Origin of the sequence: Collinsella sp. LCP19S3_C9, from assembly GCF_052121575.1 — a bacterium.
In the GTDB taxonomy this organism is placed as follows: Bacteria; Actinomycetota; Coriobacteriia; order Coriobacteriales; family Coriobacteriaceae; genus Collinsella.
The window spans coordinates 170635-195122 of record NZ_JBQKDZ010000001.1 but is presented as its reverse complement, the minus strand read 5'-3'; the positions used below and the strand labels follow the sequence as shown (position 1 = coordinate 195122).

19 protein-coding genes are annotated in these 24488 nt (G+C 60.1%); 12 read left to right on the top strand and 7 right to left on the bottom strand.

Annotated elements, in window-relative coordinates:
* Positions 1-167: 167 nt before the first annotated feature.
* Positions 168-1187 carry a putative ABC transporter permease gene (locus ACTQXI_RS00845; RefSeq protein ID WP_427795541.1) on the bottom strand — a complete coding sequence of 340 codons (1020 nt, stop codon included), beginning with the start codon at positions 1185-1187 and terminating at the stop codon, positions 168-170.
* Between the two features lie 3 nt (positions 1188-1190).
* Entirely contained in the window at positions 1191-1727 is a 537-nt protein-coding gene (locus ACTQXI_RS00840; protein WP_441049067.1) for an HD domain-containing protein, read from the bottom strand.
* A 227-nt stretch (positions 1728-1954) separates the two neighbouring features.
* Between ACTQXI_RS00840 and ACTQXI_RS00835 the strand changes: the two genes are divergently transcribed.
* The 6 genes from ACTQXI_RS00835 (at position 1955) to ACTQXI_RS00810 (ending at position 8601) form a co-directional block, all read left to right on the top strand.
* Positions 1955-3736, top strand: a complete 1782-nt coding sequence (locus tag ACTQXI_RS00835) for a 1-deoxy-D-xylulose-5-phosphate synthase (RefSeq protein ID WP_441049068.1) — start codon at positions 1955-1957, stop codon at positions 3734-3736.
* 543 nt (positions 3737-4279) lie between these two features.
* Positions 4280-5275 carry a glutamate ABC transporter substrate-binding protein gene (locus ACTQXI_RS00830; RefSeq protein WP_427718227.1) on the top strand — a complete coding sequence of 332 codons (996 nt, stop codon included), beginning with the start codon at positions 4280-4282 and terminating at the stop codon, positions 5273-5275.
* A gap of 138 nt (positions 5276-5413) precedes the next feature.
* Positions 5414-6073, top strand: a complete 660-nt coding sequence (locus ACTQXI_RS00825; RefSeq protein WP_441015196.1) for an amino acid ABC transporter permease — start codon at positions 5414-5416, stop codon at positions 6071-6073.
* Positions 6070-6903, top strand: a complete 834-nt coding sequence (locus tag ACTQXI_RS00820; protein ID WP_022094658.1) for an amino acid ABC transporter permease — start codon at positions 6070-6072, stop codon at positions 6901-6903. The genes ACTQXI_RS00825 and ACTQXI_RS00820 overlap by 4 nt, the downstream gene beginning before the upstream one ends.
* A 36-nt stretch (positions 6904-6939) precedes the next feature.
* Entirely contained in the window at positions 6940-7704 is a 765-nt protein-coding gene (locus ACTQXI_RS00815) for an amino acid ABC transporter ATP-binding protein (protein ID WP_117840240.1), read from the top strand.
* 87 nt (positions 7705-7791) lie between these two features.
* Complete coding sequence (locus ACTQXI_RS00810) at positions 7792-8601, top strand: gamma-glutamyl-gamma-aminobutyrate hydrolase family protein (RefSeq protein WP_427728070.1); 810 nt, start codon at positions 7792-7794, stop codon at positions 8599-8601.
* Positions 8602-8672: 71 nt separating this feature from the next.
* On the opposite strand, the gene ACTQXI_RS00805 is transcribed toward ACTQXI_RS00810, so the two are convergent.
* Positions 8673-10553, bottom strand: coding sequence for a diguanylate cyclase (locus ACTQXI_RS00805; RefSeq protein ID WP_441049069.1), 1881 nt, complete (start codon positions 10551-10553; stop codon positions 8673-8675).
* A gap of 211 nt (positions 10554-10764) precedes the next feature.
* Positions 10765-11562 (bottom strand): alpha/beta fold hydrolase, encoded by a 798-nt coding sequence (locus tag ACTQXI_RS00800; protein ID WP_441049070.1) that lies wholly within the window; start codon positions 11560-11562, stop codon positions 10765-10767.
* A 236-nt stretch (positions 11563-11798) separates the two neighbouring features.
* Here ACTQXI_RS00800 and ACTQXI_RS00795 point away from each other — a divergent pair, with 236 nt between their 5' ends.
* From ACTQXI_RS00795 to ACTQXI_RS00785, 3 genes are all read left to right on the top strand, one after another.
* Positions 11799-12575 carry a radical SAM protein gene (locus tag ACTQXI_RS00795; RefSeq protein ID WP_441049071.1) on the top strand — a complete coding sequence of 259 codons (777 nt, stop codon included), beginning with the start codon at positions 11799-11801 and terminating at the stop codon, positions 12573-12575.
* A gap of 169 nt (positions 12576-12744) precedes the next feature.
* Entirely contained in the window at positions 12745-13632 is an 888-nt protein-coding gene (map, locus tag ACTQXI_RS00790; protein ID WP_441049072.1) for a type I methionyl aminopeptidase, read from the top strand.
* Positions 13633-13755: 123 nt separating this feature from the next.
* Positions 13756-14697 (top strand): D-2-hydroxyacid dehydrogenase, encoded by a 942-nt coding sequence (locus ACTQXI_RS00785; RefSeq protein WP_441049073.1) that lies wholly within the window; start codon positions 13756-13758, stop codon positions 14695-14697.
* A 285-nt stretch (positions 14698-14982) separates the two neighbouring features.
* Here the strand turns inward: ACTQXI_RS00785 and ACTQXI_RS00780 are convergent, their stop codons facing one another.
* Positions 14983-16368: a M18 family aminopeptidase gene (locus ACTQXI_RS00780; RefSeq protein WP_427793650.1), complete on the bottom strand. Its 1386-nt coding sequence runs from the start codon at positions 16366-16368 to the stop codon at positions 14983-14985.
* A gap of 161 nt (positions 16369-16529) precedes the next feature.
* On the opposite strand from ACTQXI_RS00780, the gene ACTQXI_RS00775 reads away from it, so the two are divergent.
* Both ACTQXI_RS00775 and ACTQXI_RS00770 read left to right on the top strand, forming a co-directional pair.
* On the top strand, positions 16530-17615 hold the full coding sequence (locus ACTQXI_RS00775) for a carcinine hydrolase/isopenicillin-N N-acyltransferase family protein (RefSeq protein ID WP_441015206.1): 1086 nt from the start codon (positions 16530-16532) through the stop codon (positions 17613-17615).
* Between the two features lie 140 nt (positions 17616-17755).
* Positions 17756-18835 (top strand): 6-phosphofructokinase, encoded by a 1080-nt coding sequence (locus tag ACTQXI_RS00770; protein ID WP_154514896.1) that lies wholly within the window; start codon positions 17756-17758, stop codon positions 18833-18835.
* A 513-nt stretch (positions 18836-19348) separates the two neighbouring features.
* Here the strand turns inward: ACTQXI_RS00770 and ACTQXI_RS00765 are convergent.
* A complete protein-coding gene (locus ACTQXI_RS00765; RefSeq protein WP_441049074.1) occupies positions 19349-22114 on the bottom strand; it encodes an FtsX-like permease family protein in 2766 nt (921 codons plus the stop codon).
* 5 nt (positions 22115-22119) lie between these two features.
* Positions 22120-22821, bottom strand: coding sequence for an ABC transporter ATP-binding protein (locus ACTQXI_RS00760; protein ID WP_427718202.1), 702 nt, complete (start codon positions 22819-22821; stop codon positions 22120-22122).
* 315 nt (positions 22822-23136) lie between these two features.
* Between ACTQXI_RS00760 and ACTQXI_RS00755 the strand changes: the two genes are divergently transcribed.
* Entirely contained in the window at positions 23137-24372 is a 1236-nt protein-coding gene (locus ACTQXI_RS00755; RefSeq protein WP_441049075.1) for a chloride channel protein, read from the top strand.
* Positions 24373-24488: the final 116 nt, after the last annotated feature.

Sequence of the window (24488 nt, the reverse complement as noted above, 5' to 3'; positions counted from 1 at the left end):
GCGCCCATAATGCGGCCGAGGGGCAACTGGTGTAGACCAGATACGGCGTTGTTAAACGCTGCGTTGTCGAATGGAAACGGTGCCGCAATCTTGGAAACGGCGCGGCAACGGACGCGAAACGAACGGGAAATACGCGAGCAAGGGAGCCGTGTGCGCGCCCATCCCGGCTAGCGCCGAAACAGCTCGTGGGCGCGGTCGCGGAGATTAGTTGCTCGAATGACGCCCTCGTAGCGATTGATGCGCAAGCGCGGGAAAGCATTGAAGAAGCGCAGGTCGCGACGGCTGAGCGACACACTCGGCACCGGACGGCTCATGCGCTTACCGGCAAGGCGACGACTGAGCGACGGACGCGGCATGCTCGGCGCAGCATCGGCCACGCGGCGGGCGGCAAGCGCCAGGCCGCGAGCACCATCCGAGATAAACGTCGGCATCGAAGCCTTCTCACGAAGGGCATCGAGCGCCGCGTCGCCCAGCTCGGCCAGCCACGCGTTAACGGCGCGGCTACGGATATGCGTCTGCGCTACCGAGTCAATCGTCGAATCGGGAATACGTTCGAGCATGGAGTCCGAGGCATCGGCAAGCGACTCATTGATGCGGTCGGCAAGGTCGGCGCGCACACGCTCCAGCTGATCGGACAGGCGACGCCAACTGGCCAAAGAGAACACCGCGTCGACCATCATCGCAACCGCGACGATAAAGGCGGACAGCCGCACAATCAGCACCGGCAGATGGCCAAGCAGTCCCAGCAATGCCGGCTCCACTAAACGACAAATGCACAACGCGCCCAGGCCAAACGCGCAGGCCCAGTACAGGCAGATACGTCCGTGCAAGTTAAACGGCAGGTGCGAGTAGTCCCAAAAGCGTGCGCCTGTTGTCTTTTCCAATAGAAGGCCCACACTGTACTCGATTACGCTGCACACAAGCGCCGCGGCGACAAATTGGCTCGAGGCATCCGGAATCCCGCGCAGCAAAAGCCAGCAGGCTATGCCGCCCACACCATAGATAGGGCAACACGGCCCCAGCAAGAATCCGCTGTTGGCAAAGCGTCCTTGGTTGAGCATGGCGCAGACTGTCGACTCCCATGCCCAACCGCAAAACCCGTAAAAGGCAAACGAGAGCACCAGTGCCGAGAGCGGACAGGCGGCAAGCGTCGCGCCGTCAAATGCCATGTCGATCGCGGTCCCCACCGTCTACCCTCTCCTCTTTTCGCTCGATTCTTCACTCACGCCATCGTCTGCCTCGTCCTTGCGCGGCAGACGGCCGGCGACCGTCTCGCGCAGAGCACACCATTTATCCGCCAGGCACACAATCCATGCCTCACGACACGTCGGCGGCACCGGCACCAGCGGAAACATATGCCGCACGATAATATTCCGCTCGCGCGACGTCAGCTCAAAATCTTCCTCCGCACGCGCCAGGGCAAAAAACGGATGCCGAAAGCCATGCAGCCGATGGCTTGGGTCGGGATCGTGCCAATCGTAGAGAAAGTAATCGTGCAGCAGGGCCCCGCGCAACAACGAGTCGCGGTCGACGGAGATACCGACACGGCCCAGGCGCTCGGCAAAGGACAGGCTCGCCCGCGCCACCGAGGTCACATGCGTATACACTGTCACATCGCCATGCTGGATAAACTCGCGCGTCAGGTCCAAGCGGCCCGCCTGGGCGAGCTGACGGGCGGCATAGTCGACCTCGTGCGCGATTTTCTCGGCACGAACGACATCGGACATGCTGCCTCCTTCCAGCGACTCACGGCGGCAAGCCACGGCCTGCACGCATTGAATAAATCATCATCGAATCTACCAGTATGGCATCGGACAAAACGTTTTGCCCCACCAGTTGGCGAATTACCGCGCCGCCGTCACATATCAAACGCCAAAATGTGCGAGACTGTTTTGTGCAATTGTGCCGGCCGAGGGAGCGCCGGCGCTCGATTCGCATGGAGTAACCCACAACGATGCTGCTTACGCAAACGACAACGCCCGAGGACGTCAAGGCTCTCGACCGCGCCGAGCTTCCGCTGCTCTGCGGCGAGATCCGCCAGGCAATCCTCGAAAGCTCCGCCGTCGTCGGTGGGCACGTTGCCCCCAACCTGGGCGTCGTTGAGCTTACGGTTGCGCTTCATCGCGTGTTTAACTCCCCAATCGACAAGATTGTCTTTGACGTTTCGCACCAGACCTACGCCCACAAGGCGCTGACTGGGCGCGCGTACACCTATATCGATCCGGAGCGTTATGGTGAGGCTTCTGGCTTTGCCAATCCCGACGAGTCCGAGCACGACCTGTTTGCCATGGGCCATACCTCCACGTCGGTGAGCCTGGGCTGCGGCCTTGCCCACGCGCGCGACCTAGCGGGCGACGCGTACAACGTCATTACCGTTATTGGCGACGGTTCGCTTTCGGGCGGCCTGGCGTTTGAGGGCTTTAACAACGCCGCCGAGCTCGACAGCAACTTGATCATCATCGTCAACGATAACGACCAGTCCATCGCCGAAAACCATGGCGGCCTGTATCGCAATCTGGCCGAACTGCGCGCCAGCAACGGCGCCTGTGAGCGCAACGTTTTCCGCGCGATGGGGCTCGACTACCGCTATCTGGACACCGGTAACGATGTGTTAGCCCTCGTCGACGCGCTGCAGGAACTACGCAATATCGATCATCCCATCGTGCTGCACGTCTCCACCGCCAAGGGCAAGGGCTTTGAGCCGGCCCAGAGCGACCCCGAGCGCTGGCACCATGTGGGTCCGTTTGACATGGCAACCGGGCGCAAGCTCTGCCCGGGCCATCCGAGCGAGCCTGCGCCGCGCACCTATGCCGACATTACGGGCGAGGCACTCAGCGCCGCCATCGAGCGCGATCCGCAGGTCGTGGGCATCACGGCCGCCACGCCCTACATCATGGGCTTTACACCCGAGCTTCGCGCCGCGGCCGGCAAACAGTTCGTCGATGTGGGCATTGCCGAGGAGCACGCCGTGACCTTTGCCACCGCGCTTGCGCGCTCGGACGCCAAGCCAGTCTTTGGTGTGTACGGCACGTTTTTGCAGCGCGCCTACGACGAGCTGTGGCACGACCTGTGCCTCAACGACACCCCCGCAACCATCCTGGTGTTTGGCGCGTCGATCTTTGGCACCACATCCGAGACGCACCTCTCGTTCTTTGATATATCCATGCTGGGCGGACTTCCCAACATGCGCTATCTGGCACCGGCCTGCATGGAGGAATACCTGTCCATGCTGAGCTGGTCGCTCGACCACCGCGAGCATCCCGTGGCGATCCGCGTTCCGGGCATTGGCCTGGTTAGCCGCCCCGATTTGGCGCCCGCCGAGGACACCGACTACAGCGCCGTTCGCTACGACGTGGTGCGTCAGGGCCGCGACGTTGCCGTGCTCGCGCTTGGCGATTTCTTTGAGCTGGGCGAGCGCGTGACAAACCGCTTGGCTGCCGAATACGGCATAGAGGCCACGCTCGTCAACCCGCGCTTTGCAACCGAGCTTGACCGCGAGTCTCTCGATGGCCTTGCCGCCGAACATCGCGTTGTCGTCACCCTCGAGGACGGCATCTTGGACGGTGGCTGGGGCGAGCGCGTCGCGTGCTACTTGTCCTGCACGCCCGTGCGCACGCGCACCTTTGGCATCGCCAAGGGCTTTCCCGACCGCTACGACCCCAACGAGTTGCTTGCTCAGAACGGCATGACGGTCGAGAACATGGCCGCCGAAGCAGTACGCCTGCTGAACGAGTAGAAAAACCTCCGCAAGGGAAGCACCCCTGAGGAGGTTTTTGTTTTCCCAACTCAATTGTCTCGATCTGTAACACCTAGAGGACAAATCCTCGCCCAATTGTTACAGATCTAGACAAACCGTCTTTGCCCCTGTTGTTTGTCTCAATCTGTAACAGATAGAGACCTTTTGTCCATCCAGATGTTACAGATCGATACACTCAAATCCCCCTAAAGAGAAAATCTCAATCTGTAACAGTTACTCGGCAAAAATGGCTGCAGATGTTACAGATTGAGACAAAACAGCGAGGCAGGCCGCCATATGTCGCGTTGCCGCCATTATAGCGACCGCCGCGAGCGACCATGCTGTCCGCAAAACGCTATCTCAGCTGTAATAATCGACGTTTGCCCAGATAAAACCTGCCAAAATAAACCTGTCCCTTTTTGGTAGGTAGAATTACCCATAAGGTAAGTATGTTTCTGAGTTATTTCGTGTTGACCCATTTGAGCGCGATAGGGTATAACTCTATTCAACCGCTAGGGATTTTATTGAGAAAGGTGTTCTACCATGAGCAAGAACCTCTCCCAGCAGGTCGTTCTCGACCGTCGCGGCTTCATCGCCGCCACCTTTGCAACCGTCGCCGGCCTTGGTCTTGCCGGCTGCTCCGACACCAGCGCCGAGGCCGACAAGGGTTCCGCCGCCGGCTCCTCCAAGAGCCCCGAGGACACCGAGGCTTCCACCACGCTCGATGCCAAGGCATTCGACAAGCTCGTCGACAACGGCCCCAAGGCCGATGATGACGCCATCGCCGCCAGCACCTGGGCCACGGCCGTCAAGGACGCCGGCGTCTTTAAGATCGGTGGCGTTCAGACCTCCACGCTCTTCTCCCTCCTCAACGAGAAGGACGGCAAGACCCGTGGCTTCGACGCCGGCATCGCGCAGCTCCTGTCCAACTACATTCTGGGCGAGAACAAGGTCGAAATCACCCAGGTGACCTCGGACACGCGTGAGTCCGTCCTGCAGAACGGCCAGGTCGACGCCGTCTTTGCCACCTACACTATTACCGATGAGCGCAAGAAGCTTGTCTCCTTTGCCGGTCCCTACTACTACACCCAGCAGGCTATCCTGGTGCTCGCCGACAACGACGACATCAAGAGCGTCGACGACCTGGCCGACAAGAACGTCGCCGTCCAGTCCGGCTCCAACGGCCCCGCCATCCTGGAGGAGTTCGCCCCCAAGGCCAGCCAGCAGGAGTTCAAGACCGACGAGGAGGCCCGCCAGGCACTTCAGCAGGGCCGCGTTGACGCCTACGTCATCGACAACAACATGCAGCAGAGCGCCCTGGTCCGCGAGCCCGGTAAGTACAAGATCGCCGGCAAGCCCTTCGGCAGCAAAGAGCCCTACGGCATCGGCCTGCCGCTCGATTCCGACGGCGTCGCCTTTGTCAACGACTTCCTTAAGAAGATCGAGGACGATGGCACCTGGACCGAGCTGTGGCAGATCTGCATCGGCGATCGCACGGGCGACACCAACGTTCCCGAGCTGCCCGAGATCGGCGCCTAGACAGCGAGCCCAGTAACGGCCGCTACGAAACCATACGGAAACGCACGATGCGCTTTATTGCGCTAAACTGTTTCCACACTGAGTTGTCGGGGTTTCCGTACACACGGGAGCCCCTTTCCTTATCGGCGGGAGGTCCGCATGAGTCTCTCCGAGCTCTGGTCGCTCTATGGCCAGAACTATATCGACGCGCTGCTAGCAACCTGGGGCATGACGCTTGAGTCGTTTGCCATCGCCATGGTGCTGGCCGTCGCTGTCACCGTGATGCGCGTGTCGCCGCTCAAGCCGCTGCGCATTTTTGGCGACCTGTATGTTCAGGTCTTCCGTAACATCCCCGGCATCGCGCTGCTTATCATCGTCGTCTATGCGCTGCCGCCGCTCAAGGTCGTCCTGCCCTACCGCACCTGCGTTATCGTCGCCACGGTCCTTTTGGGCTCGGCCTTTGGCTCCGAGAACTTTATGAGCGGCATCAACACCGTCGGCGTCGGCCAGGTGGAAGCCGCGCGCTCGCTCGGCATGAGCTTCAGCCGCATCCTCGCCAAGATCGTGATTCCGCAGGCGCTGCGCTCGAGCGTGCTGCCCATGACCAACCTCTTTATCGCCGTCATGCTCACCACCGCACTCGGCAGCCAGGTACCGCTTCAACCGCAGGAGCTCACCGGCGTGGTGAGCTACATCAACACGCGCTCGCTCGGCGGCGTCGCCGCGTTCTTTATCTCGGCGCTCGGCTACCTGGGCACGGCCTTTGTGGTGAGCCACGTTGGCAACTACATCGATAAGAAGGTGAGGATCCTCCGATGAGCAAGCATTCCACCTCCGCGCTCACCATGCGCGATGCGCTCTACGAGGCCCCCGGCCCCAAGATGCGTGCCAAGATTCGCATCGGCACCGCCATCTCGCTTGTTGCCGTCGCCGCGCTCGTCGTCCTCGTGTTGCAGCGCTTTTATGTGACCGGTCAGCTTTCGGTCCACTATTGGTATTTCTTTACGCACCTCACCACCTGGAAGTTCCTGCTTGCCGGCTTTGAGGGCACCGTTAAAGTCGCACTCACCGCTGGCGCCATCGCGCTGGTGTTGGGCCTAGCCCTTATGCTCGGCCGCACCAGCGACATTAAGCCGCTGCAGCTGGTCTGCCGCGTGCTCACCGATTTCTTCCGCGGCGTACCGAGCCTGCTGTTCATCTACTTCTTCTTTTTGGTGCTGCCTCAGTACAAAATTGCGCTGCCGTCGTTTTGGATGCTCACGCTCCCCGTCGCGCTCGCTGCAGCCGGCGTGCTGGCCGAGATCTTTCGCGCGGGCGTCAACGCCGTGCCGCGCGGGCAGGTCGAGGCAGCCCAAGCGCTCGGTCTCTCCAAAGCTAAAATCACCTTTAAAATCGTGCTGCCGCAGGCGATTCGGTTTATCATTCCGTCGTTGATTTCGCAGCTTGTGGTCGTAGTCAAAGACACCACCGTCGCTTACGTGGTGAGCTACCCCGACCTCATGCAAAATGCCCGCGTGCTCATTACCAACTACGACGCCCTTGTGTCGGTCTACCTGGTAATCGCGGTCATCTACATCCTCATCAACGTCGCGATCAACAAGGCCGCTGTCTACGTTTCGCACAAGACCGGCGCGACCATCATCCGCTAACGCTTTACCATTTCCAGTCATAAGGAGCCGAGCACCATGGCACAGAGCACCTCTTCCACCGGCAATCAGCCGCTGATCGAGCTCAAGCACGTCGATAAGCACTATGGCGATCTGCACGTCCTCAACGACATCAATCTCTCGGTCGACCGCGGCGAGGTCGTCGTCGTGATCGGCCCCTCGGGCTCGGGCAAGTCGACCATGTGCCGAACCATCAACCGCTTGGAAACCATCGACTCGGGCGAGATCCTCATCGAAGGCGAGCCCCTGCCGCAGGAAGGCAAGGACCTTGCCCGTATGCGTGCCGAGCTGGGCATGGTGTTTCAGCAGTTCAACCTGTTCGCACATATGACCGTGCTGCAGAACGTCATGCTGGGACCGGTCGACGTGCTGGGCGTCTCCAAGGACGAGGCCCGCGAGCGCGCCATGGACCTGCTGGGCCGCGTGGGCGTTGCCGAACAGGCCGATAAGGTGCCCGCACAGCTCTCGGGCGGCCAGCAGCAGCGCGTAGCCATCGCCCGCTCGCTTGCCATGCAACCCAAGGCCATGCTTTTTGATGAGCCCACGAGCGCCCTTGACCCCGAGATGATCAACGAGGTGCTCGAGGTCATGGTCCGTCTGGCCCAGCAGGGCATGACGATGATCGTCATTACGCACGAGATGAACTTTGCCCGCCGCGTGGCCGATCGCGTCGTGTTTATGGCCGACGGCCAAATCGTGGAAACCGGCACGCCCGACGAGTTCTTCGACCACCCCCAGACCAAGCGCGCCCAGGACTTCCTCAACTCCATCAAGGGCCACTAACCAGCAACTCCTTGGGACAAATCCATTGAAAGTGTTGTCCCACGTCTCTCATGCGCCCTGTCACCTTCAGATTCGAAAGCAGCACCCATGATCGGAACACGTACTTCCTCGTCCTATACCCCGCACGTCGACGTTGCCCCCGCCGACCGCCCGCTCATCCTGGTGGCGCCGCGCTGGGAAGAGGCAAAGCCGTTTTTAAGCGAGACGCTCTCCCCCAACGAGGAAATCGCCAGTGTCTTTGTCGATGCCATCCTTGCCGCCGGCGGCCTGCCGCTGCAGATGTCCATCACCGAGGACATTGATGTCATCCGTCATTACGTCGATATCGCCGACGGCATCGCCATTCCCGGCGGCCCCGATGTCAATCCCAAACGTTGGGGCGATGATCGACCCTACGACCCCACCCTCTGCTGCGAGATCCGCGATAGCTTTGAGTTTAAGCTGGTCGACGAGGTACTCCGCGCCAAAAAGCCGCTCTTTACCACCTGCCGCGGCACGCAGCTGCTCAATGTCGCCACCGGCGGCACCCTGTGCATGGACGTACCGAGCCTGGGCGCTCGCGAGGGGCGCACGCAGTGGCGCCATACCCACGTGCTCAACGACCCCGTGCATCCCGTCGAGGTCGTGCCGGGCTCGCTTCTGGAGCGCGCGGTTGGCGGGCACAGGCTGATCCAGACCAACTCCGCACACCACTGCTGCGTCGAGCGTCTGGGTAAAAGCACGCGCTTGGTCGCCAAGGCAACCGACGGCGTTCCCGAGTGCATCGAAGTCGAAGGCCAGCCTTTCTGCCTGGGTGTGCAATGGCATCCCGAGTACACCTGGCAGACGCTCGAGACCGACTTTAACCTGTGGAAGTCGTTTGTCGAGGCGGCGGCCAAGGTAAAGCAGGCCCGCTAGTTCGCGAACCGCACAACAGATAAGGACGCCCCGCCGGCCACATGGTCCGACGGGGCGTCCCTTTGCCTAGCTTAAACCGAAGGGAACGCGACAACGTCCGCAGGGCGCTCCAGCGTCTCGGCAATGCGATCGCGCACTTCGAGCAGACACTCGATAAGCAGCGGATTGAAAGCGCCGCACTCACCGTCCAAAATCATCCGAATCGCCTCTTCTTGCGAAATGGCGTCCTTGTACACACGTACGCTCGTCAACGCATCGTACACATCGGCCACCGAGACCACCTGAGCGGCAATGGGGATATCGTCGCCCTTAAGACCGTCAGGATAGCCCGTACCATCCCAACGTTCATGATGCCAGCGGGCGATTTGGTACGCATAGTCCAAAAGGGCACTTCCTTCATGGTGTCTGTCCAGATTGCGCAGCATGTCGGCGCCAATGGTAGTATGCGTCTTCATTATTTCAAACTCTTCGGGCGTCAGACGTCCGGGCTTGTTGAGAATCGCATCGTCGATCGACATCTTGCCGATATCGTGCAGCGCCGACGCCAACGCAATCGAAGAACGCTCCTCGTTGCCAAGAGAGTACTTGTCGCTCCGTCGCGCCAAGTCGCCAAGCAGCAGCTCAGTCAACTTCTCGATATGCGTGACATGCCTGCCGCTTTCGCCATTACGTACTTCCATGACGCTCGCCATGATGTCGACGAGTATACGGCTGTTATTGACGCGCGCATTGTACTGCTGCGACAGCAGACTCGTCAGACGACGCTGTTTGGCATACAGTCGAATAATATTGTTGACGCGACGACGCACAATGCGGTCATCGAACGGGCGACTGATATAGTCCGAGGCGCCCAAATCGTAAGCACGTAACACCGCGTCGTCGGTATCTTCGCTCGAGATCATAATAACAGGTAGGCTATCGAGGGCTGCCTGACGCGAAAGCTCGGCCAGCACCTCACAGCCGCTCATGTCCGACATGACAATATCCAGCAGCACGAGCGACAACTCATCGCCATAGCGGTCGACCATGTCGAGCGCCGCACGACCGTTATCAGCCTCGAGGATGCAATACTCATCCTTAAGCATCTCGTTGAGAATGGCTCGGTTCATCTCGGAGTCATCGACAATAAGCACCAAAGGCTTTTCGCTTTGGAAGGCCTCGATGGAATCGGCATCGGTCACGACCGTACCGGCTTTTGCCTTAGCGCGGCTCAATAACTGGACGGCGCGGCCAACGCCCTCATCGACCGTCTCGCCATGAATGAGAACGCCACCAACACATGCCGTCAAGCTCGCGTACTCATGGCCCGGAATAATCGTGGCATGAACGGCATCGGATACCTGATGCAGGCGAAGGGTGAAGTCATCGGAGGGAATATTGGGCATGACAACCACAAACTTGTCGCAGCCATAGCGCACAAGCTCGTCAGTCGAACGGATTCCGCTGCGCATGGCTGTCGCCACAGCACCGAGCGCAAGGTCGCCGGCATGACGGCCAGACGTATCGTTAAAGACCCTAAAATCATCAAGGTCGATCATCGCAACGCCGGCATTCATGCGGGCGCTACGGAGCTTTTCCTCGTAATATCGGCGATTGCGCACGCCCGTCAGCACGTCGGTGTAGACAAGGTCCTCTTCTGCAGCCTCTTGCTCATCAATCGGACGCACCATCAGCAAGACGTGAGGCTCACCCTCGACCTTTAGAGGGCGCAGACGGGCGCGGTACTCAACACCATCGTTGAGCAGTTGCTCCGACACCTCACCCGAATCTGCCAAGGCCTCAAGACTCGACTGACGCAGACAAGGGCAGCGATCGCCGGCGAGCAAGCAGTTAGGCTCGCTCTTAATCTGGTCGGCCGACAGCAAACGTACCACGGGGTAGGTCTGCGCGACGCGGGCGACCTCGGCGGCAGCCTCCTCGTCGGTTAGATTTGCCTCGTGATTATTGAGCATATGGGGCCCTTTCGATAGTTTCGCATGGTAGCGATGGGTTCCAATTGTTACAAGGGTAACACCTTGCCGATGCAGGTAAGCACGTGAATGCTGTTACATTTTTATGAGTTGGCAGGCGACGCGATTGAAGCCGCAGACGTGAGGTTTTGAGCACATTTGTTAACACGGCCGAAACGTTTGCGGGTGAAGGCTGTTTCGGCTATTGCAAGCGCTAGAGCCCCAGGATGCCACGAACAGTCTGGGCAGCCGCTGCCGGGCGATCGCGCAGGCCGTTGTGCGCGCCGGGAACCATTACGAGTGGACAGTCCAAAAGCTCAGCCGCCATCCTCGTGCCCGCCTCGCGGGGCGTGCCAATCGAGAGTTCACCCAAGAGCACGGCGGCCACCGTTTTCGACGCGCGAACGCTATCCCAATCGGGAACGCAGGTCATAGTAATCCCGTATTCGTTTGCCATGAAACTGCGGCCGTTGCGCAGGGCATGCTTGGCTTCTGCCTCGGTTAACTTGGGGGCCTCAGGGTCCGAATCGCCGATGGCGCCAAGGAAGGCCCGTAACGCCCTGGAGACCTTTCCCGCAGCGATCATCTCGAGCAAAACCGGGGCCGCGCCCAGGCCGGCGCCCTCATCCGTCACGGCCGGCTCATGCAAAATCGCAGACGATACTGCCGCCGCATCCGCATGAAGGAGTTCAAGGGCAACGAGCGTGCCAGCGCTGTGCGCGAGGACATTTGCCGGGGCGCCGGCATGTTGGATAACAGCTCGCAGGTCGGCAGCCTGAACTGCCAGATCGTAGCGCCTGTCTGCCGCATCGTCGCTCTCGCCGCAACCACGGCGGTCATAGGCAATGACGCGATAGCCACAGGCGAGCTCGTGGGCGATGCCATCAAAAAATGTGCCGTCGACGCACGCACCGTGCACGCACACCAAGGCGGGCGCATCGGACGACACATCCGGGCCGGCATATTCGCGACAGGCAATCGTGGTGCCCGCATTTTCGACCGTAAAATCCATGTTGTGATCCTATCGTCAACGCCATCAGGCCGCACCGAGGTGCGACTTGGACAGTCTGGCGCCATGTTGCGCATACTTAAATGCGTTTACTGTACCCGACTCGCACCCTTTCATGATAGGGTTCCGAAAACTCACCAGGCTGCACAGTTTCGGCTTAGACAACAGTGTCCAGACCCGCGATTGGCACGGGGGCCAATGCTATGCTTAAGTACAACTGTCCCGAGGAGCATATGCCTATGTCTACGTTTTTGAATGCCAGCCCCATCTTTGGGCCCGTCCGCAGCCGACGCCTTGGACTCTCGCTCGGCGTCAACATGATGCCTGCCAGCGGCAAGATTTGCACCTTTGACTGCATTTACTGCGAAAACGGACTCAACGCCGAACGCCCCTGCCACGAGCCACACAACACGGCTGCCGTGGTGCTCGACGCACTCGAAGCCAAACTACGCGAGATGAAGGTCGAGGGTGAGCTGCCCGATGTAATCACGTTTGCCGGCAACGGCGAGCCCACCGCCGCACCGGAGTTCCCGCAGGCTATCGCCGGCGCTGTCGCGCTTCGCGACCAGTTGGCCCCGAACACCAAGATTGCCGTGCTTTCCAACGGCACGCGCGCCGACCGTCCCCAGGTGCATGATGCGCTCATGATGGTCGACGACAACATCCTCAAGCTCGATACGGTCGATCCGGCATTTATCCAGCTGCTCGACCAGCCCGTTGGTCCCTACGACGTCGAGCACCAGATCGAGACGTTCGCGAGCTTTGAGGGCCACGTTATCATTCAGACGCTATTCCTAACCGGCGAGTACCAAGGCAAGTCTATTGACAACACGGGCGACGAATACGTCGGCCCTTGGCTTGCGGCGCTCGAGCGCATTCGTCCGCAGGAGGCGACCATCTACACGGTGGCGCGCGAGACACCAGTCGCCGGCCTTGCTAAAGCGGCTCCCGAGGCGCTCGACGCGATTGCCGCACGCGTGCGCTCCCTCGGCATCCCCTGCCAGGTGAGTTACTAGCACCCGTCTGCCCAAGAGCAGCTAATTTGGGACGGGGCTTTTTTGACTGCTTTTGGGAGCGATATGGGCGGCGCAAGGCCGCGCGGACAAAAGCAGTCAAAAAAGCCCCGTCCCAAATTAGCTGCTCTGCGGGTGGGCTATACTAGCCTCGGATGAAAGGAAGTTAGCCATGTTTGACAATGGACCCGTGCCTGGCCGCAACGACGCTTGCTGGTGCGGCAGCGGCAAAAAATACAAGAAATGTCACAGCTCCTTTGATGAGCGCCTCGAGCGCCTGTGGGAAGAGGGCTGGAACGTCCTGCCCCGCACGCTCTATAAGACGCCTGCCGATATCGAGGGCATCAAGCGCTCGGCCGCCATCAACGTGGGCGTGCTCGATTATGTGGGTGAGCATATCACCGCGGGCATGACCACCAACCAGATCGACCAGATGATCTACGACTACACCGTCGAGCATGGTGGAACGCCGGCCGACCTCAACTACGAGGGCTACCCCAAGAGCGTGTGTACCTCGATCAATGACGTAGTCTGCCACGGCATTCCCTGCGATACGGACGTACTGCACGAGGGCGACATCATCAACGTGGACTGCTCAACGATCTTAGACGGCTATTTTAGCGACTCGAGCCGCATGTTCTGCATCGGCAAGGTCTCGGCCGAGCGCCAGCGCTTGGTCGACGTCACCCGCGCCAGCGTGGAGGCGGGTCTGGCAGCCGTCAAGCCATGGCTGCCGCTCTCCGTGATGGCCGAGGCCGTACAAAAGACGGTCGAGGACGCCGGCTTTAGCGTGGTGCGCGAGTACGGTGGCCACGGCATTGGCAAGGAGTTCCACGAGGACCCGTTTGTGGGCTTTACCACCGAGGCGCCCGACGTGGACACTATCATGGTTCCGGGCATGGTCTTTACTATCGAGCCCATGGTCAACGCCGGAACACCCGACATTAAGATTAGCAAGGGCGATGGGTGGTGCGTGCGCACCAAGGACGGCAGCGACTCGGCCCAGTGCGAGGTACAGCTCGTGGTGACCGAGGACGGCTACGAGCTGCTGAGCTGGTAGCCGTAGATGCGCCGGATGCTGACGGGCACGCTCGTCTTGCATCCGGCGTTTTATTTGAACGTTTTGCCAGATAAAACCTGCCAAAAAAAACCTGTCCCTTTTTGGCAGGTTGAGCGGAGAGGAATGCTTGTGAACATCCTGGTTTTGCTGCCCGTCAACGACCGCCATCGTGCAATTCTTGAGTCGAGCGCTCCGGGCGAGGATTTTATCTACACGAGCGCCGGCGATATCACGCGCGAACAGGTCGCCGATGCCGACGTGATCCTGGGCAACATCGACCCTGACATGCTCACGGCATGCGACCATCTCCAGCTGTTGCAATTGCAGACCGCCGGCTATGACGACTACCTTGCCGCCGGCACCGTGCCGGCTGAAGCCAAGCTGTCTTGCTCGATCGGCGCCTACGGTCAGGCCGTGAGCGAGCACATGTTTGCCATGGTCCTTTCCATGATGAAGCGCCTGCCCGGCTATCACGACTTGCAGCGCGAGCATCGCTGGGAGGATTTGGGGCCGGTCGCCTCGCTCAAAAACGCCAACGTGCTGGTGCTGGGCGCAGGCGATATCGGCGGCCACTTTGCCACGCTCTGCCGCAGCATGGGTGCGCATGTCCGCGGCATCAAGCGCCATCCGCTCGTCTACCCCATTGTGTTTGAGGACATGGACGGCATGGATGCCCTGTCTGAGCGCCTGGCAGAGGCCGACATCGTTGCATCCTTTATGCCCAGCACGCCCGAGACCCGCGGTCTGGCGAACGCCGAGTTCTTCGCCGCGATGAAACCGGGCGCGTTCTTTGCCAACGGCGGCCGCGGCGATCTTGTGGTCGCCGACGACCTGGTTGCCGCTCTGGAATCGGGACATCTCGCCGGCGCCGCGGTCGACGTCACCGATCCCGAGCCGCTGCCCGCCACAAGCCCGCTGTGGGATGCACCCAACATGCTCATCACGCCGCACGTCTCCGGCTGGTTCCACCTGGCCGCCACGCTCAATAACGTGGTCGACATCGCCGCGGAGAATCTGCGTCACCTGCTGGCCGGCGAAACTTTACGTTGTTGGATTGAGCATTAGGTTGTTCCGGCGTTTTACCAAACGCCGGAACCCCTCGACGCTGCGAGCCCGCCGTTTGGCCAATCTGCCGTTCAATTTCAAAGGCGCGACCAGAAGGTCAGCGCCTTTTCATTTCACGGCACCTTGGCTCAAACGGCGGGCTCTCGCTGACTTTTGCTCTACCTGCGGCGGTTCCGCTGGCGTCGGCTTCATCTGCAAGCCTTAGCAGCTCCGTCTTACCGTTGACATTGCGGCATTTGCCCAGATAAAACCTGCCAAAATAAACCCGTCTTTTTTTGGCAGGTTTTAGAGCTCCACACTTTCGGCACCGTTGATGTTTAGGTCGCGCTCGTAGAAAGCCGTGAGGGCACGAATCGCGTACATCACGTCGCGCACACCACCGGTCTCGTAGCTCGAGTGCATGGCCAGCTGCGGCAGGCCCACGTCCACGGCGTGCATACTCGCCTGCATATTGGACAGATTGCCGAGCGTGGAGCCACCCGCCATATCGCTCTTGTTGGCAAAGGCTTGCGTGGGCACGTCTGCGTCATCGCAGATGGCCTGGAACACTGCGCGGCTAAAGGCATCGGTGCAGTAGTGCTGGTTGGCGGCTTCCTTGATGACGATACCGCCGTTGAGCACGACCTGGTTGTGGGCATCGCACTTCTCGGCGTGGTTGGGATGCACGGCGTGCGCGTTGTCGCAGCTCACGAGCATCGAGGCGGCAAGCGCACGGTGGTACGACTCGTCATCAAAGCCCAGCGACCCGTTAATGCGACGCAACGCATCGGCCAAGAACGTCGACATGGCGCCCTGCTTGGTCTCGGAGCCAACCTCCTCGTTGTCGAAGCAGCAAAAGACCGAGATGTCATGCGCATTCTCGGCGCCCAAAAATGCCTGCAGCGAGGTGTAGGCGCAGGCTAGGTCGTCGAGCTTGGGCGTCGAGATAAACTCGTCGGCCCAGCCCCAAATGCGCGCGTCCTGACGATTGACCAGGAACAGATCGCGGCCCAAAATCTGCTCGGGCTCGACGTCCAGTTCGTCGGCGATCAGAGCATCAAAGTCGCCCTGCTTAAGCTCACCGGCGCTGATGAGCGGGCACAAGTCGACGGCGCGGTTGGGTGCAAAGCCCTCATTGACGCCGCGGTTCATATGGATAGCAAGGCTCGGAATGATAGCGACCTCGCGCTCGGTGGCAAGCAGGCGGCTCTCAATACGGTCGCCCTCGCGCACCAGCACGCGTCCAGCCAGCGCCAACGGGCGATCGAACCAGGTGTAGTCGATCATGCCGCCGTAGGCCTCGGTGTTCAGGCGCAGCGTCTCGCCCGCGCCGTCAAGCTCGGGCACGGCCTTGACCTTAAACGTCGGAGAATCGCTGTGCGACGCCGTGAGCTGAAAATGATAGTCACCGGCAACGCCGTCCTCGCCCCACGTCGCGGCCAGGTCCTCGCCCACCTTAAAGGCGATAACGCTCGAGGTGTTGCGCTGCGTGTAATAACGCCCGCCCGGCTCGATGTCCCACGCCGCATTCTCGGGCAGGTAGGTAAAGCCCGCCTCGTCGAGCTCGGCCATAATGGTCGCCGCCGTATGGAACATGCTGGGGCACGCCTCGATAAAGTCGATAAGGTCGTTGGCGGCCTCGATATCGTCGGCCGTCACATGCGCGCGTTCGGGCGTTTCCTGATCCGTCATGCTCTCCCCTTTCGCTGGGTTGATGGTCCCCTCCAGCATACCCCGCCACGCCAGCGCCGCACTCTTCATTCCATGTTTAATCCCGTGCCACTCACCAGGTTGAGCCATCATGCCCGCGCTCCTTTTGCGATAATTACGCTAACAGGACGAGAGGAGCCGTCATGAAGCCACGTAACATTGCCATCGCCTGCGGTGTCGCGGGAGTCGCCGTCGGCCTTGCCGCTGCCACCGGTATCGTTTACCGCAAGCAAATCAAGTCCGCCGCGTCGCTCAAACGCTTGACCGGCTACGCGGATGGCTATGACCTGTACGCAATCGACATTGCCTACGACTACGATCTTGATCGCATCATCGCCGCTGGCGTGCGCGACGACCAGGCCTACATCGATGCCGTGGTGGCGCAGGTGCTGCCCGGTGTGCCGGCACATGTCCAGGCTCCCCAGTTTGCCTGCAGCGCTTTTGTCGCCGTAGATGCCGAAGGCCGCGTGCGCACCGGTCGCAATTACGACTTTAAGGACGACACCTCGGCGCTGCTGGTGCGCAATCACCCACGCGGCGGCTATGCCTCCATCGGGTTTGCCGCCCTTAACAACCTGGGCGATAACACTCCGCTTGATTCCGTCGCCGGACGCGCCGCCGCACTCATGGGTCCGTTTGCCCAGCTCGACGGTGTTAACGAATGCGGCGTGTCCGTTGCCGTGCTCACCCTGGATTCCAAGCCCTGTGACCAGGACACGCAACGCCCTGTCATCAATACCTCGCTCGCCATCCGTCTGGTACTCGACCGTGCCGCCACCACGCAAGAAGCTGTCGACCTGCTTTCCGCCTACGACATGCACGCCATGGCAGGACGCGATTATCACTTCTTTATCAACGACGCCACCGGTGACGCGCGCGTAGTAGAGTGGGATCCGCACGATCCGGACCGCGCTTTCAAAGCGACTCCTGTACGCCAGGTTACGAACTTCTACCCCTGCTATGGCGACGAAGTGCTGCCCAACCAAAAGAACGGCGAGCTGGGCCATGGTAAAGAGCGCGCCGTCGCAATTGCCGATGTCCTTGACGCCCATGTCGGTGCCCAGGACGAAACGATTGCCTGGGAAGCCCTGCGCGCCGCAGCGCAAGAGCCCAAACAGGGAGACATCACCAGCAATACGCAATGGTCGGTCGTCTTTGACAATACCGAACCCGCCGCCGCTATTACGCTGCGCCGCCACTGGGGCGACGTCGACGCCTTCGCACTGTAAGGAGCCAGGCCCGTCGACCTTACGCTCGCCTGACGTTGTTTACATTTCTATACGCTTGAGCTAACACGTTTTACCCCCGTATCAACAGTGTGCGGGGGTAAACTTATGCGCATGTTATAACTTGCCCGGAAGGATTCATCATGCTTAGGATCGGTCTTCTTACCAGCGGCGGCGACTGTCAGGCGCTCAACGCCACCATGCGCGGCATCGTCAAAACGCTTATGACCAATAGCGAAGAACCTATCGAGATCTATGGTTTTGAGGACGGCTACCAGGGCCTTATCTACAGCAGGTTCCGCGTCATGACGCCCGCCGATTTTAGCGGCATCCTCACCCGCGGCGGCACCATTTTGGGCACGAGCCGCACGCCGTTCAAGCGCCTGGACATTCCCGAGGCCGACGGTGTCGAGAAGGTGCCTGCGATGGTCCACACCTATCACAAGCTGCAACTCGACTGCCTGTTTATGCTGGGCGGCAACGGCTCCACCAAGACCGCCAACCGCCTGCGCGAAGAGGGCCTCAACGTTATCGCTCTGCCCAAGACCATCGATAACGACACCTGGGGCACCGAAATGACGTTTGGCTTTACGAGCGCCATCGACGTCGCCACCAAGTGCATCGACGACATCCACACCACCGCCTCGAGTCACGGCCGCGTGTTCGTTATCGAGATCATGGGCCACAAGGTTGGCTGGATCCCGCTGTACGCTGGCGTCGCGGGCGGTGCGGACGTCATCCTGATTCCCGAGATTCCCTACGACATGGGTAACGTCATCAAGACCATCGAGCATCGCATGGAAACCGGCAGCCGCTTTACGATCGTGGCCGTCGCCGAGGGCGCTATCTCCAAGGAGGACGCGGCGCTGCCCAAGAAGGAGTACAAGAAGAAGCTCGCCGAGCGCACGAGTCCGTCGATTGTCTACGACATTGCCAAGGAAATCGAGGCCAAGACCGGTCGCGAGACCCGCGTCGCCATCCCCGGCCACACGCAGCGCGGCGGTCAGCCCGACGCCCAGGACCGCATCTTTGCGACCCAGTGCGGCGTTGAGGCGGCACTGGGCTGCCTACGCGGCGAGTTTGGCTACATGATTGCCCTGCGTGACGGCAAGATGTGCCACATGCCGCTCGAGGAGGTCGCCGGCAAGCTCAAGTTTGTCGATCCCCAGAGCGACCTGGTACGCGAGGCCAAGGCGCTGGGCATCAGCTTCGGCGACGAATAGCCTCGGCCGAAATCCATCCCATCGGGCCCTCCGACCCCGCCCAACGTATTTCGATTTGGCTCCTCCCTTGACTCCGTCAAGGGTCGCCAATCGAAATCGTCGGTCGGGGTCGGAGGGCCCTGCGTTTACATGCTCGCCGAGGCTATTCGTCTTCTTGCTGCGGGTGCCTAGGGCAGGAGGCGCCGTGCATTTTTGGGAGTTTTCAGCAGCCGAGGGTGCCTGCATACTGAATTTTGGGCGAAAGGCAGGCGCCATGGGCCGTATCTTGTAAAAACGAGCGGCTCTTGAGGCGTTGGGAGCTCAGAATCAGGGCTTTCAGCGCAGTTTTGTGCGCCCGCTCCCATACTCGTGGACTCCGGAATGCTGAATTCTCCGGAATTTGCACGCCGCCCCTGGGGGTACCTGCGGGTAAAAAGCAACCGCCCCGCCAAAATATGCATTCAGCGGGGCGGTTTATGCAATAAAGCGACTGCGACACGTCACAGCTCGCTACAACTTGAATCCAAGAACAGGTTACTCGGCGCTCTTGAGGGCACCGACCATGTCAATCTTGTTGAGGGTTCGGTTGGTGGCGAGGTTGACGATAATCGTAAAGCCAAACGAAAGCACCACAGCGAGCGCGAAACTCAGCGGCTCGACCTCAACATCAAAGTACAGCGACGGCATCTGAAGAACGTACGTAAAGCTCTCGGCAAGCAGGCCACCCAGCGGCACGCCCAGTGCGGTGCCAATCGCCGTAAGGATCAACGTCTCCTTATTGACGTAGTGGTGCACCTCGCCACGGCGGAAGCCCAGCACCTTGATGGTCGCCAGCTCGCGTTCGCGCTCCGAAATATTCGTATTAGACAGCGTAAACACCACCACAAACGACAGGCACGCCGCCATAAAGGTCACAAGCACTACGACCGAATTGATAATCGTAAAGTTCGACTCATAGTTCTCCCAATGCTCGGCCGTACTCGAAATCGTAAGCCAACCGTCACTCTTAAGCTTCTTGCTAAACGCAATCTGGTCGGCCGACGAGCCCTTAAGCAGCACAAAGATGCCGTTAAGACGCGCGCTTCGGCCGAACGCGCGCTCATAGGTGCCCTGCGTCATATAAAGCGTGTTGCCCAAATAATTGAGCGAGATATCGCTAACCTTGACCTTGGTAACATTGAGCGACGAATCCTGGACCTGCGCCGTATCGCCCGGCTGAATCCCCAGCACCAGCTGTGAACTCTTGCTTAAATACACGTCCCCGTCACGCAGGGCGAGCGGTTCTTTGGACTCATCCTCCAGGCGCACGTAATCGTCCAGGTCATTCGTGCGGTCGTCGGGAATCACGATGAGCTGTACGGTCTCGCTCTTACCGCCAAACGTAAAGGTGACGTTGTCGGTCATAATCGGCAGGGTCGAGGTCACGCGTACGCCGGAGTCGCTGGCCGCGCTACGCTCTTCCAGCGCCGCACACGTCTGAGCATAGTCATCGGGATTGGCGACCGCCAGCAAGTCATAGCGCGTGATATGCCCGTACTGTTTGGGCGAAAGCGCCACCGACGTATCGCGGATGCCCATACCGCAGATCACAAGCGCCGTGCAGCCGGCGATACCGAAGATGGTCATAAAGGCACGTTTTTTGTAGCGGAACAGGTTACGCGCTGCCACCTTGTTCAAAAAGCCCATGCGGCGCCAAATAAAGCCGATGCGCTCAAGCAAGATGCGCGAGCCGGCTCGCGGGGCCTTGGGACGCATAAGCGAGGCTGGGGTCTCGGCCATCTCGTGGCGGCAGGCGATAATCGTGGCACCCACCACGCCCACGGTAAACAGCGCCACCGAGACGATCGAGGACACGATGTCGTACGAAAGCAGCATCTGGGGCAGTGAGTACATGTCATCGAACACCGTAAACAGGAACAGCGGCAACCCCACAAATCCGATGATGTTGCCGAGTACGCCGCCGAACAGACATGCCCACAGCGAGTAGTCCACGTATTTGGACAGGATTCGCCCGCGTGAATAGCCGAGCGCCTTGTATAAGCCAATGAGCGTGCGCTCCTCCTCGACCATACGAGTAGCGGTGGTAAGGCTGATGAGCACGGCTACGACGAAGAAAATAAATGGGAAAACCGTGGCGATGGCCTCAATCGAAGAGCTGTCGCTCTCGACGCTTGAGTAGCTTGCGATGTTACCGCGATCCTGGATGTACCAAGTGCATTCGCCCAGATCGGAAAGCTCGGCGCGTGCATCGGCAAACTGCTGGTCGGTGGCGGCGCGGCGCTGGTCCAAATCGGCCTGAGCCCGAGCGCGCTCCTCACTGCCCTGGGGCATGCGGTTGATGTTGTCCTGCTCAATCCCAAAGAGCATATTCGCCTGGCGCTCGGAGGCATCCAAGCTTGCCGGCGCGTCGACCGTCAGCTCTTGGGCGCGCACCTTCTCACGCTCGTCGCGAATCTTCTCGATATTACCCTTGACCTCGTTGATCTTTGTCGTGTAGGTATCTGAATAGGAGTTGAGGCTCTTGGCTCCCTCGACGATCACGTGGACCGCGGAGTAGGAAGAAGATGTCGCGGCATCCTCGCTCACATAGAACTTATAGTCCGCAGCCGAAGCAGCGCGAAAGGCGTTGACTGTCGAGTCGGAGCTCACATCAGTAGGATCGAGGACCTCGGCCGTAATGGTGTAATCACCCGCGGCAAACTGGTCCTTGGCGCTTTGGTTCGACGAGCTCGCGTCATTGGCGGCAAAACTCACCGTGTCGCCGAGCTTTTTGCCCGAAGCCTTCAGGAACTTCGAAGTCACCGCGACCTCGCCGGCGCTCTCGGGCAAATCGCCGCTCACCAGCACCGGTTGATCGATATTCTTCCTGGAAAAGCTCTGCACGACTACACGCTCGCGCGTGGTACCCACGGCGGTGTAGGCGGTCTCGGTGTAGATGCCCTCGGCCGTCTCGACGCCGTCGACCTCTTGAATGGCCGCAAGATCGTCGCGCGTAAGGCCATAGGTCGACTGCACGTTAATGTCATAGACATTCTGCTGGTCAAAATAGACGTCGACCGAATCGCGCAGATCCTCGCAGCCCGCCTTAAGACCGCACATCACGCTCACGCCGAGCGCGGTAATGACCACGATAGATAGGAAGCGCTTAAGACTGCCTCGGATTGTGCGGGAGATGCCACGGCGAAAAACCGTCGGCGCCATATCATTTGAGCTTTGAGCGGTACGGTAGGTCGCGAACTCCCGATCGTTACCCACGTGCTCCGTATCGTGGTTTTGGCTGTTTTGGCGATCTTGGTCCATGGGCGCTACCACTCGATCGTCTCGATAGGCACGGGATTTTGCTGGACCGTCTCGCTCTCCACACGACCGCTCTTAAAGCAGATCAGGCGATCGGCCATGGGCGCGAGCGCGGAGTTGTGCGTGATGATGATGACCGTAATGCCCTGCTTGCGGCAGGTATCCTGCAGCAGCTGCAAAATCTGCTTGCCGGTTTTGTAGTCGAGAGCACCCGTGGGCTCATCGCACAGGAGCAGCTTGGGGTTCTTGGCCAGTGCGCGGGCGATGGACACGCGCTGCTGCTCGCCGCCCGAAAGCTGCGCGGGGAAGTTGGCGAGGCGCTCGCCCAGGCCAACCTGGCGAAGCGTTTGCTCGGCATCGAACGAATCGGGGCAGATTTGCGCCGCAAGCTCGACGTTTTCGAGCGCCGTCAGGTTGGGAACCAGGTTATAGAACTGGAAGACAAAGCCGACGTCGGCGCGGCGGTATTCCACGAGCTGCGCCTCATTGGCGGAACTCACGTCGCGCCCATCCACCGTTACGGTGCCGGAAGTCGCCGTATCCATGCCACCCAGAATGTTGAGCGCCGTGGTCTTGCCGGCACCCGAAGCACCCAGGATAATGGCGAGCTCACCGCGCTCGACCGTAAAGCTCGCGCCATCGAGCGCGTGAATGCGGGCGTCACCCTCGCCGTATGCTTTGACGACGTCTTTGAATTCGATATAAGCCATCGATTAATTCCCATCTGGTCGGATAACTCTTTAGTATTACCCATTTCGCACCGACCAAAAAGGGACAGGTTTATTTTGGCAGGTTTTATATGGGGAAACGAGGGGTGCGGGCAGGCACCAGGACTGTCCACGGCAACCATTTGACCCAAACCGTATCCACCGCTATGATGCCACTGCGGAATGAATGTCTCCGTTGGGTGCGCCAGCCAAGCTGCCGCGTTACCCTAAACCGCCTTGTTGCTGATGACTTCTGCTGTTACGTGATGCCCCTAGGCATCACGCTGCGGCAGGAGTCTTTTTTGTTTTGGAGGAGAAGTGTCGGAAAGCAGCGCATCGAGCAGAATCAAACGTCTGCTCAACACCTATAGCGGTCTTGTGCTTATGGGTGCCGTCGGAATCCCCGTCGGTATCATCGTTGGCGCCATCTGCGCGCTCTTTGGACGCGTGCTTTTGGCGATCGGCGCCTTCCGCGACGAGCACATCACCCTGCTCCTCCCCTTCCTCGCCCTTATGGGCCTTGCCATCGTGTTTGCCTACCGCGCTTGGGGCAAGGGCACCGACCGCGGCATGAGCCTGGTATTCGACGTAGGCCACGGGCGTGAGGACGCCATCTCGCCGCGCTTGGTGCCGCTCATTATGCTGAGCACGTGGGGGACGCACCTCTTTGGCGGCAGTGCGGGACGCGAGGGTGTGGCCGTGCAGATCGGTGCAACCGTCTCACATTGGATCGGCCGACGTCTACCTTTCCGAGACCCCGGCAACACGTTTTTGCTTATCGGCATGGCCGCCGGCTTTGCCGGGCTCTTTCGAACGCCCCTTGCTGCCACGGTCTTTGCTATCGAAGTACTGGTCGCAGGACGCATGGAATACCGCGCGCTGTTTCCCGCGCTTACAGCCTCGCTCGCCGCAAGTATGGCCTCCGGTGTCCTGGGACTCGAGAAGTTCGCGGTCGCCGTTGTCGCCTCATGCGCGCTTGACCTCCCCGGTCTTGGACGGCTTGCGGTACTAGGCATCGCGTTTGGTATGGTAGGTGGAGCTTTTGCCTGGTGCCTTGCCCATACCAAGACCCTTGCGGCGCGGCTGCTCCCCAACCCCTATGCGCGCATCGCCGCTATCGGCATCGCGCTATCGGCGATTCTGTTCGCACTGTGGCAGGGTCGATACTGCGGCCTTGGCACCAACCTGATATCGGCGGCGCTCAACGGTAACGGTAAGGTCACCATCATGCCTTGGGACTGGGCGCTCAAATTCGTACTCACCATCGCCACACTTGCCGCAGGATATCAGGGTGGTGAGGTGACGCCGCTGTTTTCCATCGGAGCCAGCCTGGGTGTCGTACTCGCCGGGATTCTCGGCATGCCCGCCGAGTTCTGCGCCGCGCTGGGCTACGCAGCCGTCTTTGGCAGCGCCACCAATACGCTGCTCGCACCCATCCTTATTGGCTGCGAAGTCTTCGGCTTTGGTAATCTGCCGATGTTCTTTATTGTCTGCGTCGTGGCTTACCTGTTCAACATGGATAAGTCGATCTACGCCCTGCAAGAGCGAGCGTAGAAAGATGTCCAAGCAGGTGGTCTCAACCGGAAACGACGTCCCACTCTGAGGCTGTATTCCGGGACACGGTTTCCGCTTGGGACGCCATTCGGAAAGCGCATCCCGCTTTAAAACGG

Coding starts and splice junctions, on each gene's coding strand:
- ACTQXI_RS00840 (WP_441049067.1), bottom strand. CDS start 1,727: ATGTCCGATGTCGTTCGTGCCGAGAAAATCGCGCACGAGGTCGACTAT.
- ACTQXI_RS00835 (WP_441049068.1), top strand. CDS start 1,955: ATGCTGCTTACGCAAACGACAACGCCCGAGGACGTCAAGGCTCTCGAC.
- ACTQXI_RS00830 (WP_427718227.1), top strand. CDS start 4,280: ATGAGCAAGAACCTCTCCCAGCAGGTCGTTCTCGACCGTCGCGGCTTC.
- ACTQXI_RS00825 (WP_441015196.1), top strand. CDS start 5,414: ATGAGTCTCTCCGAGCTCTGGTCGCTCTATGGCCAGAACTATATCGAC.
- ACTQXI_RS00820 (WP_022094658.1), top strand. CDS start 6,070: ATGAGCAAGCATTCCACCTCCGCGCTCACCATGCGCGATGCGCTCTAC.
- ACTQXI_RS00815 (WP_117840240.1), top strand. CDS start 6,940: ATGGCACAGAGCACCTCTTCCACCGGCAATCAGCCGCTGATCGAGCTC.
- ACTQXI_RS00810 (WP_427728070.1), top strand. CDS start 7,792: ATGATCGGAACACGTACTTCCTCGTCCTATACCCCGCACGTCGACGTT.
- ACTQXI_RS00805 (WP_441049069.1), bottom strand. CDS start 10,553: ATGCTCAATAATCACGAGGCAAATCTAACCGACGAGGAGGCTGCCGCC.
- ACTQXI_RS00800 (WP_441049070.1), bottom strand. CDS start 11,562: ATGGATTTTACGGTCGAAAATGCGGGCACCACGATTGCCTGTCGCGAA.
- ACTQXI_RS00795 (WP_441049071.1), top strand. CDS start 11,799: ATGTCTACGTTTTTGAATGCCAGCCCCATCTTTGGGCCCGTCCGCAGC.
- map (WP_441049072.1), top strand. CDS start 12,745: ATGTTTGACAATGGACCCGTGCCTGGCCGCAACGACGCTTGCTGGTGC.
- ACTQXI_RS00785 (WP_441049073.1), top strand. CDS start 13,756: ATGCTTGTGAACATCCTGGTTTTGCTGCCCGTCAACGACCGCCATCGT.
- ACTQXI_RS00780 (WP_427793650.1), bottom strand. CDS start 16,368: ATGACGGATCAGGAAACGCCCGAACGCGCGCATGTGACGGCCGACGAT.
- ACTQXI_RS00775 (WP_441015206.1), top strand. CDS start 16,530: ATGAAGCCACGTAACATTGCCATCGCCTGCGGTGTCGCGGGAGTCGCC.
- ACTQXI_RS00770 (WP_154514896.1), top strand. CDS start 17,756: ATGCTTAGGATCGGTCTTCTTACCAGCGGCGGCGACTGTCAGGCGCTC.
- ACTQXI_RS00765 (WP_441049074.1), bottom strand. CDS start 22,114: ATGGACCAAGATCGCCAAAACAGCCAAAACCACGATACGGAGCACGTG.
- ACTQXI_RS00760 (WP_427718202.1), bottom strand. CDS start 22,821: ATGGCTTATATCGAATTCAAAGACGTCGTCAAAGCATACGGCGAGGGT.